A 15,786-nucleotide genomic window follows, 5' to 3' on the forward strand; every position below is an offset into this window, starting at 1 on the left:
ATGTTGCTCAATCTCACTACTGGCGCAATAAACATGCCTTCAGTCTTTACCTGGAACGTACGTGTCTACTATGAAGACACCGACGCCGGCGGCATCGTCTATTACGCTAACTACCTCAAATTCTTCGAGCGCGCACGCACGGAATGGCTGCGCGCCATCGACGTGGGCCAGCAGGAACTGCTGGAACAGCACGACGCGATGTTCGTTGTCAAAAGCGTCAACGCCGACTATCATGCGCCAGCCAGGCTCGATGACACGGTAAGATTAACCTTAAGCATAGAAAAAATGGGGCGCGCCTCCATCGTTTTCCTGCAACAAGCCTGGTGCGGCGACCGCCTGCTCAACACGGCCCGCGTCAAGATCGGCTGCGTCGACTCAAGCATGCGCCCGCGCGCCGTGCCTGATGCAGTCGCGGCCCGCATGCGCGCCACCTGAGCCCTACCGCCACCCCCGGATAATTCACCCAACAGACTGCCTGCCAATGAACGTTACACAAGATCTTTCTTTCCTCGCGCTCATCACCAATGCCCACCTGATCGTGCAACTGATCATGGCCCTGCTGCTGCTGATTTCCCTGACCAGCTGGACCTACATTTTCCGCAAGATGTTTGCCGTGCGCCAGGCGCGCAAGCAAACCATCGAATTCGAACGCAGCTTCTGGGCCGGCGGCAACCTGCATGCGCTGCACCAGAACGCCAGCGGCAACCGCGACCAGAGCGGCGCGCTGGCCCGTATCTTCGACGCCGGCATGGGCGAATTCATCAAGGGCAAGGCTTCCTACGGTTCGCGCGAAGCGCTGGACGTGGGCGCAGTGCTTGACGGCGCACGCCGCGCCATGCGCGCCGCTTTCCAGCGCGAAATGGACGTGCTCGAATCGCATCTGGCCTTCCTCGCGTCCGTCGGCTCCGTCTCGCCGTACATCGGCCTGCTCGGTACCGTCTGGGGCATCATGAACGCCTTCCGCGGCCTGGCCAACGTGCAGCAAGCAACCCTGGCCGCCGTCGCGCCCGGCATTGCCGAAGCGCTGATCGCCACGGCCATCGGCCTGTTCGCGGCCATTCCCGCCGTCGTCGCCTACAACCGTTTTTCGCATGACATCGACCGCCTGGCGATCCGCTTCGAAAGCTTCGTCGAGGAATTCTCCAACATCTTGCAGCGCCAGTCGCGCTAAGAGGGAGCAGCGTCCATGGGTTCCTCATTCAATAGCGGCGGCATGCGCGGCGGCCGCGGCCGCAAGTTCAAGTCCGAGATCAACGTCGTGCCGTATATCGACGTGATGCTGGTGCTGCTGATCATTTTCATGGTGATGCCGTCGTCGAACAATCCCAGCGTGGTGAACCTGCCCAACGCGGAAAAGTCGGCGAAACCGCCCGATGACTATATTCAGATCGTGCTGAAACCGAATGGTTCGCTGTCGATCGGCGTCATCGGCAAGGAACAGCTGTCGCCGGAAACGGAACCGAACCGCGACGCCCTGCTGCGCAAGCTGCGCGGTTTGCATGAAAGCAATCCCGACTATCCCGTGATGATCGCGGGCGACAAGGAAAGCAAGTACGACGATGTGATCCAGCTCATTTCGGAAGCGAAAAAGATGGGCATTACCCGTGTCGGCCTGGCCACCAAGTAAGCGCAGCATCCTGTTTCCAGACTTGACCGTTTTTAGATAGACTAGACTTTGCAGAACAAACAAATCGACCATGTACTCGGCAAGCCCTACAGCGTGCCGCGCGAACGCAGCCGCTGGCCCTCGCTGGGCCTGGCGCTGGCGATGCACCTTGGCCTGCTGTTTTTCCTGTGGGTGGGCGTACACTGGCAAAATACGGAACCTGTCGCTGTCGAAGCGGAAGTGTGGGACATGAAAGTGCAGACGGCCGCGCCGCCGCCCGAAGTGGCGACGGAACCGGAGCCGACACCAGCCCCGCCGCCGGAACCGCAAGTGGAACAGCCGGCCCCGCCGCCGCCACCGCCCGTGGCCGCGCCCGAGCCGAAGGTCGACCTGCGCGAGGCGGAGATCGCCCTGGAACGCAAGAAGGCCAAGCTGAAGGAAGAAAAAGAGAAAGCGGCAGAGCAAGAACGCCGCAAGCAGGAACAGAAGGAACGCGAGGAAGAAAAGCGCGAACTGGAAAAACAGAAGCAGAAAGAAAAAGACAAGGCTGACAAGCTGGAAAAAGAAAAGGCCGACAAGCTGGAGAAAGCCAAGCTGGCCAAAGAGAAAGAAAAAGCGGCGGAAGAAAAAGCCGAGAAAGAACTGTCCGAGAAAAAAGCGGCGGCGGAAAAAGCCGCCAAGGCAAAAAAAGCAGCTGCCGAAAAAGCGGCGGCAGACAAATTGCGTGCCGATGATATGAAGCGCCTGATGGCACAGGCAGGCAACGGCACCACGGGCACGGCCGCGAAAGCGACCGCGCCACGCAAGGACAGCGGCTATGTCGCTGCCCTGACGAGCAAGATCAAGAGCAATATCGCGTACAGCGGTAGCACGGAGGTGCCGGGCAACCCGCGCGCCGTGTTCAAGATCGAGCAACTGCCAACTGGGGAAATTATTTCGGTCCGAAAGATTAAAAGCAGCGGCCTGCCGGCGTATGACAGCTCGGTGGAAAACGCCATTAATAAATCGTCGCCACTGCCGAAGAAAAAAGACGGCACCGTGGAACGCGAGATTGAACTCATATTCGAGATGAAGGATTTGCCTAAATGATGACCATGAAAAAAATGAGCTATGTCGTGCTCTGCGCCAGCCTGATGCTGGGAGCGTCAAGCGCCCAGGCGCAGCTGCGCGTGGAGATTACGGGGATCGGCAGCAACCAGATCCCGGTGGCTGTGGCCAGCTTCGTCAATGAATCGGCGGCGCCGCAATCGCTGTCGGGCATTATCAAGGCCGACCTGGCGCGCAGCGGCGTGTTCAAGCTGATCGACGCCGATGCGCCCGTGGCGGAAACGGCGCCCGTCAGCTACGAGCAATGGAAATCGCGCGGCGCCGACGCGCTGGCGGCCGGCAGCGTGCAAAGCATGGCCGATGGCCGCCTGGACGTGCGCTACAAACTGTTCGACACCATCAAGGGCGCGCAGATTTCCAGCATGAACAATGCGGCCGCACCGCAGTTCAACCGCCTGCTGGCGCACAAGATCGCCGACGACATCTATGAAAAGCTGACGGGCGTCAAGGGCGCGTTCGCCACCCGCATCGCCTACGTCACGCAATCGGGCCGCGAATACCGCCTGGAAATCGCCGACGCCGATGGCGAAGGCATCCAGGTCGCCCTGCGCTCGAACGAGCCGATCATTTCGCCGTCATGGTCGCCGGACGGCACCAAGGTCGCATACGTGTCGTTTGAAAAGAAAAAGCCCATCGTCTACGTGCAAAACCTGGTGACGCGCCAGCGCACCATCGTGTCGAATGAAAAAGGCAGCAATTCCGCGCCGAGCTGGAGCCCGGACGGCTCGCGCCTGGCCGTGGCCCTGTCGCGCGACGGCCATACCCAGGTCTACACCGTCAATGCCGACGGCAGCGGCTTGCGCCGCGTCAGCACCAGCAGCGGCATCGATACGGAACCCCAATTCTCGGCCGATGGCCAAAGTATTTACTTCACCAGCGATCGCAGCGGCGGACCACAAATCTACCGCATGTCGACCAGCGGTGGCGAAGCCAAGCGCGTGACGTTTGGCGGCTCCTACAACATCAGCCCGCGGATTTCGTCCGACGGGAAGACACTCGCTTATATTTCCCGTCGCGACGGCAATTTCCAGCTCTACGCGCTCGACCTGGCTAGTGGCCAGGAACTGCGCCTGTCGGACACCGCCAACGACGAATCACCGAGCTTTTCGCCCAACGGGAAATATATCATGTACGCGACCGAATCCGGACGACGCAAGTCGCTGGCAGTGGTATCGGTGGATGGCCGCGTCAAACAGCGTTTGACTACGCAAGCTGGCAATATCAAGGAGCCCACCTGGGGTCCTTTTATGAAGTAAATGCTGTACAGTTTCACCTTTAACCATGACCCGGAGAATAAAAATGAGTAACTTTAAAAGTTTGGCTTTCATCGCCGCTACCGCAGCTCTGCTGTCCGCCTGCAGCACCCCAGTCAAAGTAGCAGAAACCCCAGTGGTTGAGCGCGCTCCTGAAAAAGTCGCAGCTCCAGTTGACACCCGTCAAGTTCAGCCAGTAACGACCGCATCGGTCGATCCACTGGACGATCCAAAAGGCGTGCTGGCTAACCGCAGCATCTACTTCGACTTCGACAAATACGTCGTGCGCGAAGCGGACACCCCAGTCGTGCAAAACCACGCTGCTTACCTGGTGAAAACCCCAGCACGCAAGATCCTGATCCAAGGTAACACCGATGAACGCGGTGGCGCTGAGTACAACCTGGCCCTGGGCCAGAAACGTGCTGAAGCCGTGCGCAAGTCGATGGCTGCCCTGGGCGTGCCAGAAGGCCAAATGGAAGCCGTGTCGCTGGGCAAAGAAAAGCCTAAAGCACAAGGCAGCAACGAAGCAGCATGGGCTGAAAACCGCCGCGCTGACATCGTTTATTGATGTTGACGGGTGAGCGCGGCAGCATTGGCGCTTACCTAACTGGCCAGTCATAGGCATAATAATGGGGCGCAGCGCGGTGATTCACCGCCCGGCGCCCCGTTTGCATGTTTTGCGTAACCTTAGAAAGCCCGACCCATGATGACATTCTCGAAAGCCGGCGTCGCCGCCGCCTTGATGGCCGCGTTTGCCTACCTGCCCCTGCACGCCAACGCCGCCCTGTTCGACGACGACGAAGCACGCAAAGCCATCCTCGAGCTGCGCGCCAAGGTCGACGCGATGGCGCGCGACCTGAACGGCCGCATCGACGCCAAGGCGGACAAGACCAGCACCCTGAGCCTGCTCAACCAGCACGACCAGACCATGCAAGAGATCGCCCGCCTGCGCGGCCAGATCGAAGTGCTGGGCAACGACCTGGCGAATGTGCAAAAGCGCCAGAAGGATTTCTACACCGACATCGACGCGCGCCTGCGCAAGCTCGAACCGCGCCAGGTCACCATCGACGGCCAGGAAGCGGCCGTGGGCGTGTCCGAGCAAAGCGCGTACGAGTCCGCGTTCGGCCTGTTCAAGTCGGGCGACTACAAGGGCGCCGTCACGGCCCTGGACGCCTTCGTCAAGCGCTATCCGGAATCGGCGTATGCAGCCAACGCGCAATACTGGCTGGGCAACGCCTATTACGCCCAGCGCGACTGCAAAAACGCCATCACGGCCCAGCAGGCAGTGCTGAAACACTACGCGGACAGCCCGAAGGCGCCCGACGCCATGCTCAACATCGCCAGCTGCTACACGGAGCTGAAAGACAAGCCGAACGCGACCAAGACGCTGAACGCCCTGATCTCGCGCTACCCGGACTCCAGCGCGGCGCAAGCGGCCAAGGAACGGGCCGGTAAAAAGTAAAAGCGGGGAAAAAGTTGCCCGTTAGGTTTGACAGAATCCCGGGCACCCCCTATAATCTTTCTTCTTCGGGTCGTTAGCTCAGCTGGTAGAGCAGCGGACTTTTAATCCGTTGGTCGCAGGTTCGAATCCCGCACGGCCTACCACGAATACGCAGTACTGATCTGCTTGCGAGTTGTTATAGCAAGCATTTTTTTACGGCACAGTGTTACCGAAGTTGTTGTAAAAAGTTTTTGGGTCGTTAGCTCAGCTGGTAGAGCAGCGGACTTTTAATCCGTTGGTCGCAGGTTCGAATCCCGCACGGCCTACCAAATACTACAGAGAAGCCAACCGTTCGCGGTTGGCTTTTTTGTTTTGGGCAGCCACAATCACGCCCGATTTCAGCCTACCATTAATTCCACGCGGCGTGTGATCTCCTCCCAATCGACACCAAAACGCTCCCTATTTTCCGGGAAAACATCAATCATGAACATGTGATCCCAAACCTCTTGCTGCCACTCCCAAGGGGACACAATTGGAAGCCGCGCCAATTGCGCCTCTATTTTTGAATCACTTAATTCACGCTCCGCCGCAAATCGTGCCCGCAATCTCTCGAGCCGCTTTGACCGCTCGTCAGGGCGAATCGACTTAATTAAGTTTTCTGCCATTACTTCATAGCAAAATGTGGCAAAAGGCTCCAATACAAAATGAGTAGAACCAGTTTCGCGAGATGCGCTTAACACGATATCAGTCAGCGAAAGATTACCGGCCATCCAGCTACGATAAAATTCCTTGGTCCCCTCAAGTAGCCGCCCCGGCAATATCTCAGCATCAGGCCCAACGATTGCCATAGCCGGGGCGCGTGGCCCCTTGTTGAGTGCGCGAATGACAGCAAAACCAGTGCATGCAGCAACCACCACAAGCAAATTACATTTGGTTGCCCTATTCAGGCTCTGAAGAGGAACAGTCAACTCTTCCCAACTCAGTCCCTCCGCATCAACTTCCGAACTTGGAAACAAGCCATCATCGCCACCATGAGCCTCTAAATGAAGTACCGGGATCATTCCAACCGTCTTCGCTAAATGCTCTGCACGCGCAATCGACGCAAGCACTTCGGCCTTGGTTTGACAAGGACAATAAATGGACCATCCAGCACGCCTCCCCTCCATCCATTCGTGCAGGTCACGCCCAGTACGCTTCTCGTCCGCCGATAGCCATTCGATAATCCACACATTTGTGGTGCGGACAGCAGCGACACTTGGCGGATGCGGGAAAGACTCAAATTGGCCGAGTTCATCGTCTGTAAGTTCGTGACCACTCATTTCTGCCCTTTAGCGACGATAGCTTTGGAATAAATTAATGAAATACCTTGCAGCTTGCACATGCGCCGCGAACAAAACCACAAAAAACAGACGCAATTGCCTAGCTGCGACTCATATTGCGGCATACGCTATCACGTCCGCCGTGCCCGCAGCCACTCCTTCAGCGCATCATTCATGCGCGTTTGCCAGCCATCACCGGCGGCCTTGAAGGCATCGAGGATCTCGGCGTCGAAGCGTATGGTCGTGCTGACCTTGCCTCCGCTGCCAGCGGGCCTGCCGCGGCGGCGCGCCACTTCCTGTTGCGCCTCGGGACGGGAAACGGGCTTATCGCCCGCTTGCCAGACGCCCTGCTCGAAAAAACCGTCCGTCAATTCGGGCGCATCGTCGGGATCAACCGAGGCTTTGCCAGTATTTTGCGATTTCGCGTTCATTTGCTTTCGTCAACCTAACGGCATCAAAAGTGATTCTCATCATTTATTGTAGTAACAAATAATGGAAACTTCCAGCCCTGTTTTCGAAGCAAGGCACCATCGGAAAGCTACATCCCTGGTCTCAACGCGACACCAGCGCCGGCCTCCCGGCCAGTTGCGCCACCACACCGCCCACGACCCGCCCCAGCGGCACCTCCACCCAGCGGTAAAACGCGGCGCCGGCCGCCAGACTGGCGCCCCAGGCCGTCAGCATGCCCAGCGCCTGCCACTCCGGTTCGAGCGGGACATAGCTGATAAACAGCGCATTCACCAGCAGGCTGACGGGGAAGTGCACGAGGAAGACGGCATACGAGATGCGGCCCAGAGTGTTGACGATGTTCCAGGCACGGCCCTGCGACGGGGTGCGGGCGCGGCCGAACAGGAACAGGGCGCAGGCGACGATCAGGGCCAGGGCGATCCGGCTGCGGTAATCGACGGCCAGAGCCAGCAGCACGGGCACGGCGGCCATGGCCATGAGCGCGGTCATGGCGCCGGGCTTGCGGGCCGGGTCGCTGGCCCACCAGGCCATGAGCCCCAAGCCATAGCTGCCGAAGAAATACGGCGCCCAGTTATCCCAGCCCGCATCGAGGTTGAAATACAACAGGGAAAAAGTGATGCCCACAGTGATGGCCAGCGGCATCAGCCAGTGCCCGCGCCGCTGGCCGGCCAAGCGGCCGCCCAGCCACAGCAGCAATACCGTCAGCAGGTACAGCTGGAAATCGATGGCCACATACCAGGCGCCGGCCGACAGCGACTCATAGCCGAGCACGCCGTGCAGCAGCAAGGCATGCGCGCTCAGCTGGCCCAGGGTGACGGCGGCCGACATGGAGTCGTGCATCATCCAGATGCCGGCCACAGGCGTGATGATGGCCGCGAGCAAGGTGGCCGCCAGGAAAGGCGGCGCCAGCTTGGCATAGCGGCGCCAGACGGCCTGCAGCGGCGTGGCGATGCCGGGACGGCCGGCGGGAGAGAGGGACTTGGCGACGAGAAAGCCGCCGATGACGAGAAACACTTGCACGGCGATGCGCGCGCTGCCGCCCAGCCAGCCCAGCAACTCGGGCCACAGGGGCTGCACGTAGTCGGACATGGGCCCGTAAAACGCCAGATGGTGCAACACGATCAACTGCGCCGCGCCTGCCTTCAAACCATTGATCCAGCCAAACTGCGGACGATTTGCCAGGTCCGCCTGTGATACCACTGCTGCTGCCGTCATTCCCAATCCTTGCCGTGCCAGGTAGTGTCGCCAGCCCATCGCGCAACAGGCGCGCGGCTGAGGATTTACCGAAAGGCCGACATCATAGCCGAGCCTGGCACTTTGGTGACGCGCGGCAGATGAGCGGCATCAGTCCTTGCGCGACAAATCGGCGCGCAACAGGGTCTGGATCACGCTGCCGCCCTGCGCGTTCGCGCGCACCGCGACCACCATCGACGGCATGACGAACAGCACGCCATCCCGCTCCTCCCAGGTATCGAGCAACTGTTCCAGTTCGCGCCCCAGCGATTCCGGCCGCTTGAGCTGCTGCGCCAGTTGCGCCTCGCACTTGCCGTCATTGCCAGTGCGGCGCGGACACTCATCGACGCGCACGAAAGGCGTCTTGCTCTCGCGCAAGCGCGCGGACAATTGCGCGGTCACCGCTGCCGGCGCGCCATCCAGATACAGATGGTAGGACGGCACACGGCAGCATTCCCTGGACAGCAACAGCACACCGACCGCGGAGCCAAAAGCGGCCGTTGGGGCTGATGGCACGTAGGCAAACGGCGGCGCGTCGCCGTCCCGCACAAAAGTCCTGGCCTGCTCGGCGGCGTTCGCGGCGCGCCAGCCCGGCAGACAGGCGGCATTGGCGGCGGCAAAACAGCGACGGTAGCCGGTTTGATCGCTGATAAACAATTCCTCGACTACACTGCGTGCGCCGGCAGCGCCAGGCGCAATACCGTCCGGACGGACCTCCCAGCTGCCCGCGCCGTTCCTGTGCCATGCGAACGCCGTGCGCGACCAGGCCCACAGCCGCTCGTAGGGGTTGAATTGATAGCTGGGCGCGTCCGCCAGGTAGATTCTCGGCAAGGGAATGGGATCGCGCCGCTTGCCGTCCGCATCGACCACCAGCATCACGGACGGCGCATATTCGCTGTCGACATAGGCAAACGATGCCCCGTCGGGCGAGATGGCCGCCAGAACATAGGCTTGCAGGTAGCCGTCCCCTTCGGGCGGACTGGGCAGCACGGTGGTTTTCAGCGGCAGGCCACGCAACAGGAAACCGGGGCGCTGGTCGACGGGAAAATAGCGCACGCCGGAAGACAGGGGGAAGCCATGCATGTACGTCTCGTTACCACGGTAGCCGTATTCCGACGCCGCAATCTTCTCGACCACGGCCTTGCCCGCCTGCTCGTGGACCAGCGCCAGCATGCCGTCGTCTTCCTGCCGCTTGACGAAATACACGGGCTGGGCGAAATCGGTCCAGCGTTCGATGCCATCGGTGGTCTTGACGACGATTTTGTCGTTATATATCAGCCGCATGGAGTGATTCTCGGTGGACATCAGGGAGCCGCCGCCCTGGCGGTACTCGACCGACAAGGCGGCAAACCGTCCGTAGGTATCGGCCTTGGTCACCTTTTCGCCGCGCCGCAGCACGGCGGCATATTCGCCCGTGGCCGGCTCCGTGTAAGGCCAGCAGCCAGTCAGCAATACGAAAGCGGCGGCGCACCACCAGCGATACCGTGCGAAAATTTTCATGCGTCGTCGGCCCTTCAGGTCAGGACTGCCCGCCCATGCTGCAAATTCGGCAATCTTGCAGGCATTCTACGGCAGATTCAGGACTGGCTCAGGACTGATTCGCTTGCGGCTGCTGCGCGAGGATGGCGTCGAGCAAGCCGGGGAAACGGCTCTCGATATCGGCGCGGCGCAGCGTATTCATGTGCGTCGTGCCCGCGTTTTCCGTGTAGACGAGGCCCGCTTCGCGCAAGACCTTGAAATGGTGGGAGACGGTCGATTTCGGCCGCCCGCCGTCGAGGTCGCCGCAAGCGGCCGCATCGACTCTAGCCAGGTGGCGCACGATGTCGAGGCGGATGGAATCGCTCAAGGCGTAGAGCACGCGCTCGAGCACGAATTCGCTGGCGGGAGGATGTTTGTGTGGGCGCATGAGCACAATCATACAGCATGCGCTATACTAATTCCATTATTCGAATATTTACGAACTACCGAATCAGCATCTCCCCTACTTTTTCATCCACACACACACAAAGGCCACCATGTCCGCCCTCTTCCAGCCCTATACCCTCAAAAATGTCACCCTGCGCAACCGCATCGCCGTGCCGCCCATGTGCCAGTACATGGCCGTCGATGGCCAGGCCAACGACTGGCATCTGTCGCATTACGCGGGCATGGCCCGTGGCGGCGCCGGGCTGGTGATCGTCGAAGCGACGGCCGTGGCGCCCGAAGGCCGCATCACGCCAGGCTGCACGGGCATCTGGAACGATGACCTGGCGCAAGCCTTCGTGCCTGTCGTCAAGGCCATCAAGGCGGCCGGCTCCGTGCCCGGCATCCAGATCGCCCACGCGGGCCGCAAGGCCAGCGCCAACCGCCCATGGGAAGGCGACGACCACATCCTTGAAGGCGACGCGCGCGGCTGGCAAACCATCGCCCCGTCCGCCATCGCCTTCGGCGGCGGCCTGCCGAAAGTGCCGCGCGCCATGGACCTCGACGATATCGCCCGCGTGAAACAGAACTTCGTCGACGCGGCCATCCGCGCCCGTGAAGTGGGCTTCGAGTGGCTGGAACTGCACTTTGCCCACGGCTACCTGGCGCAAAGCTTCTTTTCCGCCCACTCGAACCAGCGCGACGACATCTATGGCGGCAGCGTGGAAAACCGCAGCCGCTTCCTGCTGGAAACATTGAAAGCCGTGCGTGAAGTGTGGCCCGAGCACCTGCCGCTGACCATCCGTTTCGGCGTGCTGGAATTCGACGGCCGCGACGAGCAAACCCTGCTCGAATCAATCGGCCTCGTGCGCCAGTTCAAGGATGCGGGCATGGACATGATCAGCGTCAGCATGGGCTTTACCATTCCCGACGTGTCGATTCCGTGGGGCCCGGCCTTCATGGGCCCGATCGCCGAGCGCGTGCGCCGGGAAGCGGGCGTGCCCGTCTCGTCCGCCTGGGGCTTCGGCACGCCGGCCATCGCCGAGCGCGTCGTCAAGGACGAACAGCTCGACGTGGTGATGGTCGGCAAAGCGCACCTGGCCAATCCGCACTGGGCATACTTTGCCGCCAAGGAACTCGGCGTGGAACGCGCCTCGTGGACCCTGCCGGCGCCGTACGCGCACTGGCTCGAGCGCTACTGATCGGTCTTGGGCTTTAACGTTGCCGGATGCCCCTCCAGGGGCAGTTCCGGCAGGAACAGCAAGGCGACCAGTCCCGCCAGCAGCAGCACGGCGCCGGCGCCAAACACGCTGGCGATCGCATGGCGGTACACCTCGACCGTCTGCACCGCCGCCTGCGCGCCCAGCGCCGACACGGCTTCCACGCCATGCTTATGCAGCTGGTGCGCAAGGATGGCGCCGGACGCCGTCACGCCCAGCAAGCCGCCCAGCGAGCGGAAAAAGGCCAGCATGGCCGTGCCCACGCCGCGGCGCGCCAGGGGCAAGGCATTTTGCACGGCGATCGTCATGTTCGGCATCACCAAGCCTAATCCCGTGCCGAGGAAGAAGATGGCCGGCTCGATGATCCAGTAACCGCGCGACGTTTCCATGGCCCAGGCCAGCACGGCAAACGCCAGCAGCGCCACGGCCAATCCCGCCACCTGCACCATCTTGTACTTGCCCGAGCGCGACAGCACGCGGCCGTTGAACATCGACGACGCCACCAGCCCCACCATCATCGCCACCGTCATCACGCCCGATTCGGCGGGACTCGTGCCCATCACCAGCTGGAAGAACAGGGGGAAGAAGACGCTGGCGCCCATCAGCCCCATAAAAGTCATGGCCATCACCAGGCTGGCGATATTGAAGGTGCGGTTCTCGGCCGGTTTGCGCATGGCGCGCGCGATGATGACAAAAGCGACCGCGCCGATGGGCAGGTTGACATAGAAAATCCAGTGCCACGACAAGGCATCCGTGATGACGCCGCCCAGCACGGGACCCAGCACGCTGGTGACGGCAAACACGACGGGCACCATGCCCTGCCGCTTGCCCCGCTCGGCCGGCGGCACGATGTCGCCGATGATGATTTGCGCCAGCGGCATGAAGCCGCCCGCGCCGAGGCCCTGGATGGCGCGGAAAATAATGAGTTCCGTCATGTTCTGCGCCAGCCCGCACAGCACGGAACCGAGCAAGAAGGTCAGCAGGGCCGTGAAGATCATGGGGCGGCGGCCGTACTGGTCGGCCAGTTTGCCGTACAGAGGCATGGTGGCCGTCGACGCCAGCACGTAGGCCGTGACCACCCACGACAGATGCGCCATGCCGCCCAGGTCGTCGACGATGCGCGGCAAGGCCGTGGCGACGATGCTCTGGTCCAGCGCACCGAGGCCCAGCACGGCCATCAAGCCCAGGTAGATGGCGCGCACTTCGCGCTCGGTGACGGGTTTTACGGCGTCCTTGTCTGCGCCTGCGGCGCGATCGTGGCCACTCATGCTTGGCCGATCTCAAGCAGCGGCTGCATGGCGGCTTCCAGCGCATCGACCTGCTGCGGCGTCAGACGGGCGATGCGGCGCGCCAGCGCATCGCGGCGCCGCGCGCGCAAGGTTTCGAGCATGGCCAGGCCTTGCGCCGACACGTGCAGGCCCGAACGCCGGCGGTCCTGCGGATCGGGCGCGCTGCGCTCGACCAGCCCCGCCTCTTCGAGCGACTTGACCTGGGCGCTGACGGTGGGCCCGCGCACGTTCTGCAGCCGCGCCAGCGCGGCCACGCCGATGCCGGGCTGCTCGTGGATCAGCGCCAGCAGCATGTATTGCATCATCGATACGTTGCCCTCCAGCTCGCCCCCTTCGCGCTGCATGGAGCGCAACAGGCGTTTGAACGCCACGCGCAAGTCATCGGACAGCGCCAGCGCGCGTTCGGGGATGGGAAGGTCTTCGGTAGTGGGCATGGAATGAGTTAAATAGGTAGGCTATCTACCCATATTAGACCGAACATGAGGGCCACGCAAGGCTTTTTTCCACCCCGGCCCTTCCCAAAACCGCCGTTGGCCGTCATAATAGCCGCCCTTGGGTCGTTAGCTCAGCTGGTAGAGCAGCGGACTTTTAATCCGTTGGTCGCAGGTTCGAATCCCGCACGGCCTACCAAGATTCAGCCGTCATCATGGCAAGCATGTTGATACGGCACAGTGTTACCGCAGTAGTAGTAAAAAGTTTTTGGGTCGTTAGCTCAGCTGGTAGAGCAGCGGACTTTTAATCCGTTGGTCGCAGGTTCGAATCCCGCACGGCCTACCAAATACTTCAGAGAAGCCCACGAATTCCGGTTCGTGGGCTTTTTTGTTATTGCCTACCCGAACCACACACTGACGATACGGCTTTCCTTGTCAGTTTCGATATTGCAACGTTCAGGGCGCCAATCCTTGGTCAGCCCATCGCCGGACTGGTAGACGCGCAGCGGATGACCGACCAGGTCGCGCACGGCGTGAGGTGGCGATGCCGTCAACGTCCCGATCAGGCGGCTGACATTGACCTGTTCCGCACTGCACTGCTCCAACTGGTCGAGACGAAAGAAACCCTGCTTGCCTGCAACGCCGTCACGCAGGAGCTGCCAGCCCGCCGCCGTAATTTCATAGGCATTGATGACCCCGCTGGGCAAGCCGCACAATTGCGGCATCGGCCGCTCGGTGCGCTTGGCGTTCAGGATGGCGGCGTCCCCGATCAGCCGCGCCAGCTGTTCGCGCATCTCGCCCAGTGGAATGCTGGGCGATTCCTTGTCGCACTGTATCGTGCCATCGAACTTTCCTATCCATACATGTGACATGACATCCCCTTTCATGAGCGGCAAGTAGCCGCGTGAAGCAGATCCTTGCGCCACATGGCACGCTGCCATCGCGCCACGGATGAGATATTCCTCGCTTTTTCAAGCTGAAAGCTAACGGATTGTCACTGCATAAATAACAACAATCGCTGCATCTTTTTCAACAGCGAAAGCCAATGAACAGGCCGCAAGGCGGGCAGCGGATGCGCCATCCTCGCCCTCCCCTGCCACGCGCAGTTCCCCTATCAAGCTGCTTTGCGCGCCGTCGTCCCCTCCATGCCGCTAACCATCGCCGCCCCCTTCCACAGCGACCTGATCATCAGGAAAAGCCCTTGCATCGGCTGCGTGCAGCCGATGACGGACCGCGCCAGCGCGCAGCAGGTGGTCAACGATTGGAAGGCGCAGCATCCGGGCGCCTGTGGGGCCGGAGTCAGGTCAGGCATTCGCACACAACTTCAGCCTTGGCCGTTCCTATCTGCAGCAAGTTGCGCTTTATCAAATACCGATATTTCCCGATTCATTGCCATCCCCATACCTCCCCGGCGTCACGCCCATCACGCGCTTGAACATGGCGATGAAGGCGCTGACGTTGTCGTAGCCCAGGTCCAGCGCGATCGTCGTGACGGGCTGGCCGGCGGCCAATCGTTCCAGGGCGCGCAGGATGCGGGCGCGCTGGCGCCAGGCGGAGGGCGTAAAGCCCGTCTCGGCCGTGAAACGGCGCGCGAGGGTGCGCGGCGATACGCCGGCCCAGGCGGCCAGCGCTTCCACGCCCCGTTCGTCGGCCAGGTCGTCGAGCACGGCGCGCGCCACGCGCAGCAGGCGCGGGTCCGTGGGCAGGGGCAAGCCGAAGGATTCGTGCGGCGCGGCGGCGATCTCGTCGAGGATCACGCCCGCCACCCGGGCCTGCCGCGAGTCCAGTGCCTCCAGCGCGCCCTCGCCCCAGGTGCTGGCGCGGCCCACCGCCTCGCGCAGCAAGCCCGAGACGCGCATCACGCACGGCACGGCGGGCAAGCCGGCGCAGCTGGCCTCGTCCACATATACGCTCCAGCCCGCAAACGGGCCGTGCGAACGCAGCGCGTGGACGTGATGGGGCGGCACCCACACGCAGTGACTGGCCGGCACGACCCACTGTCCGCTGTCGGCGGCAACGGAAAGCAAGCCCCGCATGGCGCCGAACAGCTGGCCGCTGGCATGGCGGTGCGCCGCCGTCACCCTTTCCTGCGGCTGGACAATGCGCATGGCGCGCAGCGGCGGTGCTGGCGGCAAGATTGGCGGATTTGACGTATCGAATGACATAAACAACGCAGGCAAGACAATCCCGTCATCATACAGTGAAGTCTTTCCAACCTTCAGGAGTTCAGCATGCGTGCAGAAGACGTCTTAGCCGATCAACAAAACCAGGGCCAGTTCAATGGCGTCACCGTGCGCAAGGGCACGGTGGGCGCGTTTCTCGCCAATGCCCGGCTGTGGCTGGACGACGGCAGCAGCAGCGACGACAAGACCATCGCCGAGCGCGACATTGTCGACGCCCTGCCCGCCCTGCACGCGCTGGGACTGTTCGAGATCCTGCAGGTGCGCGATGCGGCGCTGCGCGAACTGGTGTCCGTCGCAACGGAGTAAGCGGCCAACGGCTCGTCCCCGGCGCGCA

At 61.7% G+C, this 15,786-nt stretch carries 18 protein-coding genes and 4 tRNA genes; 13 read left to right on the forward strand and 9 right to left on the reverse strand.

What is annotated here, in order from left to right; genetic code table 11:
• The first annotated feature begins 33 nt into the window (after positions 1-33).
• The 9 genes from ybgC to CSQ95_RS14215 all read left to right on the forward strand — a co-directional run bounded on the left by ybgC (position 34) and on the right by CSQ95_RS14215 (position 5,736).
• Positions 34-435, forward strand: a complete 402-nt coding sequence (gene ybgC, locus CSQ95_RS14175) for a tol-pal system-associated acyl-CoA thioesterase (protein WP_070219560.1) — start codon at positions 34-36, stop codon at positions 433-435.
• Positions 436-481: 46 nt separating this feature from the next.
• Positions 482-1,171, forward strand: a complete 690-nt coding sequence (gene tolQ, locus CSQ95_RS14180; protein ID WP_046682323.1) for a protein TolQ — start codon at positions 482-484, stop codon at positions 1,169-1,171.
• A gap of 15 nt (positions 1,172-1,186) precedes the next feature.
• Positions 1,187-1,627: an ExbD/TolR family protein gene (locus tag CSQ95_RS14185; protein WP_223278896.1), complete on the forward strand. Its 441-nt coding sequence runs from the start codon at positions 1,187-1,189 to the stop codon at positions 1,625-1,627.
• Between the two features lie 48 nt (positions 1,628-1,675).
• Positions 1,676-2,695, forward strand: coding sequence for a cell envelope integrity protein TolA (gene tolA / locus CSQ95_RS14190; RefSeq protein WP_099409961.1), 1,020 nt, complete (start codon positions 1,676-1,678; stop codon positions 2,693-2,695).
• A 5-nt stretch (positions 2,696-2,700) separates the two neighbouring features.
• Complete coding sequence (tolB, locus tag CSQ95_RS14195) at positions 2,701-3,969, forward strand: Tol-Pal system beta propeller repeat protein TolB (RefSeq protein ID WP_070219589.1); 1,269 nt, start codon at positions 2,701-2,703, stop codon at positions 3,967-3,969.
• A gap of 43 nt (positions 3,970-4,012) precedes the next feature.
• Entirely contained in the window at positions 4,013-4,534 is a 522-nt protein-coding gene (pal, locus tag CSQ95_RS14200; protein ID WP_099409962.1) for a peptidoglycan-associated lipoprotein Pal, read from the forward strand.
• A 135-nt stretch (positions 4,535-4,669) separates the two neighbouring features.
• Positions 4,670-5,428, forward strand: coding sequence for a tol-pal system protein YbgF (gene ybgF, locus CSQ95_RS14205; protein WP_070219558.1), 759 nt, complete (start codon positions 4,670-4,672; stop codon positions 5,426-5,428).
• Between the two features lie 67 nt (positions 5,429-5,495).
• Positions 5,496-5,571 (forward strand) — tRNA-Lys (locus CSQ95_RS14210).
• 89 nt (positions 5,572-5,660) lie between these two features.
• Positions 5,661-5,736: transfer RNA gene (locus CSQ95_RS14215), tRNA-Lys, on the forward strand.
• Positions 5,737-5,805: 69 nt separating this feature from the next.
• Here the strand turns inward: CSQ95_RS14215 and CSQ95_RS29135 are convergent.
• From CSQ95_RS29135 to CSQ95_RS14240, 5 genes are all read right to left on the reverse strand, one after another.
• Positions 5,806-6,726 carry a hypothetical protein gene (locus tag CSQ95_RS29135; protein ID WP_143449973.1) on the reverse strand — a complete coding sequence of 307 codons (921 nt, stop codon included), beginning with the start codon at positions 6,724-6,726 and terminating at the stop codon, positions 5,806-5,808.
• A 131-nt stretch (positions 6,727-6,857) separates the two neighbouring features.
• On the reverse strand, positions 6,858-7,157 hold the full coding sequence (locus CSQ95_RS14225) for a BrnA antitoxin family protein (protein ID WP_099409964.1): 300 nt from the start codon (positions 7,155-7,157) through the stop codon (positions 6,858-6,860).
• A gap of 121 nt (positions 7,158-7,278) precedes the next feature.
• Complete coding sequence (locus CSQ95_RS14230) at positions 7,279-8,409, reverse strand: acyltransferase (RefSeq protein ID WP_099409965.1); 1,131 nt, start codon at positions 8,407-8,409, stop codon at positions 7,279-7,281.
• Positions 8,410-8,538: 129 nt separating this feature from the next.
• Positions 8,539-9,927, reverse strand: a complete 1,389-nt coding sequence (locus CSQ95_RS14235; protein ID WP_099409966.1) for a hypothetical protein — start codon at positions 9,925-9,927, stop codon at positions 8,539-8,541.
• 88 nt (positions 9,928-10,015) lie between these two features.
• The gene (locus CSQ95_RS14240) at positions 10,016-10,333 is read right to left on the reverse strand and encodes a helix-turn-helix transcriptional regulator (RefSeq protein ID WP_099410002.1); all 318 of its coding nucleotides are present in this window, start codon (positions 10,331-10,333) and stop codon (positions 10,016-10,018) included.
• A 109-nt stretch (positions 10,334-10,442) separates the two neighbouring features.
• Here CSQ95_RS14240 and CSQ95_RS14245 point away from each other — a divergent pair, with 109 nt between their 5' ends.
• Positions 10,443-11,531 carry an NADH:flavin oxidoreductase/NADH oxidase gene (locus CSQ95_RS14245; protein ID WP_099409967.1) on the forward strand — a complete coding sequence of 363 codons (1,089 nt, stop codon included), beginning with the start codon at positions 10,443-10,445 and terminating at the stop codon, positions 11,529-11,531.
• Here the strand turns inward: CSQ95_RS14245 and CSQ95_RS14250 are convergent.
• On the reverse strand, positions 11,525-12,817 hold the full coding sequence (locus tag CSQ95_RS14250) for an MDR family MFS transporter (RefSeq protein ID WP_257218049.1): 1,293 nt from the start codon (positions 12,815-12,817) through the stop codon (positions 11,525-11,527). The two genes, CSQ95_RS14245 and CSQ95_RS14250, sit on opposite strands and share 7 nt — an antisense overlap.
• On the reverse strand, positions 12,814-13,272 hold the full coding sequence (locus tag CSQ95_RS14255; RefSeq protein WP_070224687.1) for a MarR family winged helix-turn-helix transcriptional regulator: 459 nt from the start codon (positions 13,270-13,272) through the stop codon (positions 12,814-12,816). The genes CSQ95_RS14250 and CSQ95_RS14255 overlap by 4 nt, the downstream gene beginning before the upstream one ends.
• Before the next feature lie 120 nt (positions 13,273-13,392).
• Here CSQ95_RS14255 and CSQ95_RS14260 point away from each other — a divergent pair.
• Together CSQ95_RS14260 and CSQ95_RS14265 are read left to right on the forward strand one after the other, a co-directional pair.
• A tRNA-Lys gene (locus CSQ95_RS14260) sits at positions 13,393-13,468 on the forward strand.
• Between the two features lie 71 nt (positions 13,469-13,539).
• Positions 13,540-13,615 (forward strand) — tRNA-Lys (locus CSQ95_RS14265).
• Between the two features lie 52 nt (positions 13,616-13,667).
• Here the strand turns inward: CSQ95_RS14265 and CSQ95_RS14270 are convergent.
• Together CSQ95_RS14270 and CSQ95_RS14280 are read right to left on the reverse strand one after the other, a co-directional pair.
• Positions 13,668-14,141, reverse strand: a complete 474-nt coding sequence (locus CSQ95_RS14270) for a hypothetical protein (RefSeq protein WP_143449974.1) — start codon at positions 14,139-14,141, stop codon at positions 13,668-13,670.
• A 492-nt stretch (positions 14,142-14,633) separates the two neighbouring features.
• Positions 14,634-15,434: a helix-turn-helix domain-containing protein gene (locus tag CSQ95_RS14280; protein ID WP_099409969.1), complete on the reverse strand. Its 801-nt coding sequence runs from the start codon at positions 15,432-15,434 to the stop codon at positions 14,634-14,636.
• Positions 15,435-15,500: 66 nt separating this feature from the next.
• Here CSQ95_RS14280 and CSQ95_RS14285 point away from each other — a divergent pair, with 66 nt between their 5' ends.
• On the forward strand, positions 15,501-15,758 hold the full coding sequence (locus CSQ95_RS14285) for a hypothetical protein (RefSeq protein WP_099409970.1): 258 nt from the start codon (positions 15,501-15,503) through the stop codon (positions 15,756-15,758).
• Positions 15,759-15,786: the final 28 nt, after the last annotated feature.

Source organism: Janthinobacterium sp. BJB304 (genome assembly GCF_002735765.1).
In the GTDB taxonomy this organism is placed as follows: Bacteria; Pseudomonadota; Gammaproteobacteria; order Burkholderiales; family Burkholderiaceae_D; genus Janthinobacterium.

What these genes read in the sequence shown, in the direction of transcription:
- CSQ95_RS14280 (WP_099409969.1), bottom strand. Translation starts at nt 15,434, where the DNA reads ATGTCATTCGATACGTCAAATCCGCCAATCTTGCCGCCAGCACCGCCG.
- CSQ95_RS14240 (WP_099410002.1), bottom strand. Translation starts at nt 10,333, where the DNA reads ATGCGCCCACACAAACATCCTCCCGCCAGCGAATTCGTGCTCGAGCGC.
- CSQ95_RS14285 (WP_099409970.1), top strand. Translation starts at nt 15,501, where the DNA reads ATGCGTGCAGAAGACGTCTTAGCCGATCAACAAAACCAGGGCCAGTTC.
- tolB (WP_070219589.1), top strand. Translation starts at nt 2,701, where the DNA reads ATGAAAAAAATGAGCTATGTCGTGCTCTGCGCCAGCCTGATGCTGGGA.
- CSQ95_RS14270 (WP_143449974.1), bottom strand. Translation starts at nt 14,141, where the DNA reads ATGTCACATGTATGGATAGGAAAGTTCGATGGCACGATACAGTGCGAC.
- CSQ95_RS14250 (WP_257218049.1), bottom strand. Translation starts at nt 12,817, where the DNA reads ATGAGTGGCCACGATCGCGCCGCAGGCGCAGACAAGGACGCCGTAAAA.
- CSQ95_RS14255 (WP_070224687.1), bottom strand. Translation starts at nt 13,272, where the DNA reads ATGCCCACTACCGAAGACCTTCCCATCCCCGAACGCGCGCTGGCGCTG.
- tolQ (WP_046682323.1), top strand. Translation starts at nt 482, where the DNA reads ATGAACGTTACACAAGATCTTTCTTTCCTCGCGCTCATCACCAATGCC.
- CSQ95_RS14235 (WP_099409966.1), bottom strand. Translation starts at nt 9,927, where the DNA reads ATGAAAATTTTCGCACGGTATCGCTGGTGGTGCGCCGCCGCTTTCGTA.
- CSQ95_RS14185 (WP_223278896.1), top strand. Translation starts at nt 1,187, where the DNA reads ATGGGTTCCTCATTCAATAGCGGCGGCATGCGCGGCGGCCGCGGCCGC.
- CSQ95_RS14230 (WP_099409965.1), bottom strand. Translation starts at nt 8,409, where the DNA reads ATGACGGCAGCAGCAGTGGTATCACAGGCGGACCTGGCAAATCGTCCG.
- ybgF (WP_070219558.1), top strand. Translation starts at nt 4,670, where the DNA reads ATGATGACATTCTCGAAAGCCGGCGTCGCCGCCGCCTTGATGGCCGCG.
- CSQ95_RS29135 (WP_143449973.1), bottom strand. Translation starts at nt 6,726, where the DNA reads ATGAGTGGTCACGAACTTACAGACGATGAACTCGGCCAATTTGAGTCT.
- ybgC (WP_070219560.1), top strand. Translation starts at nt 34, where the DNA reads ATGCCTTCAGTCTTTACCTGGAACGTACGTGTCTACTATGAAGACACC.
- pal (WP_099409962.1), top strand. Translation starts at nt 4,013, where the DNA reads ATGAGTAACTTTAAAAGTTTGGCTTTCATCGCCGCTACCGCAGCTCTG.
- CSQ95_RS14245 (WP_099409967.1), top strand. Translation starts at nt 10,443, where the DNA reads ATGTCCGCCCTCTTCCAGCCCTATACCCTCAAAAATGTCACCCTGCGC.
- CSQ95_RS14225 (WP_099409964.1), bottom strand. Translation starts at nt 7,157, where the DNA reads ATGAACGCGAAATCGCAAAATACTGGCAAAGCCTCGGTTGATCCCGAC.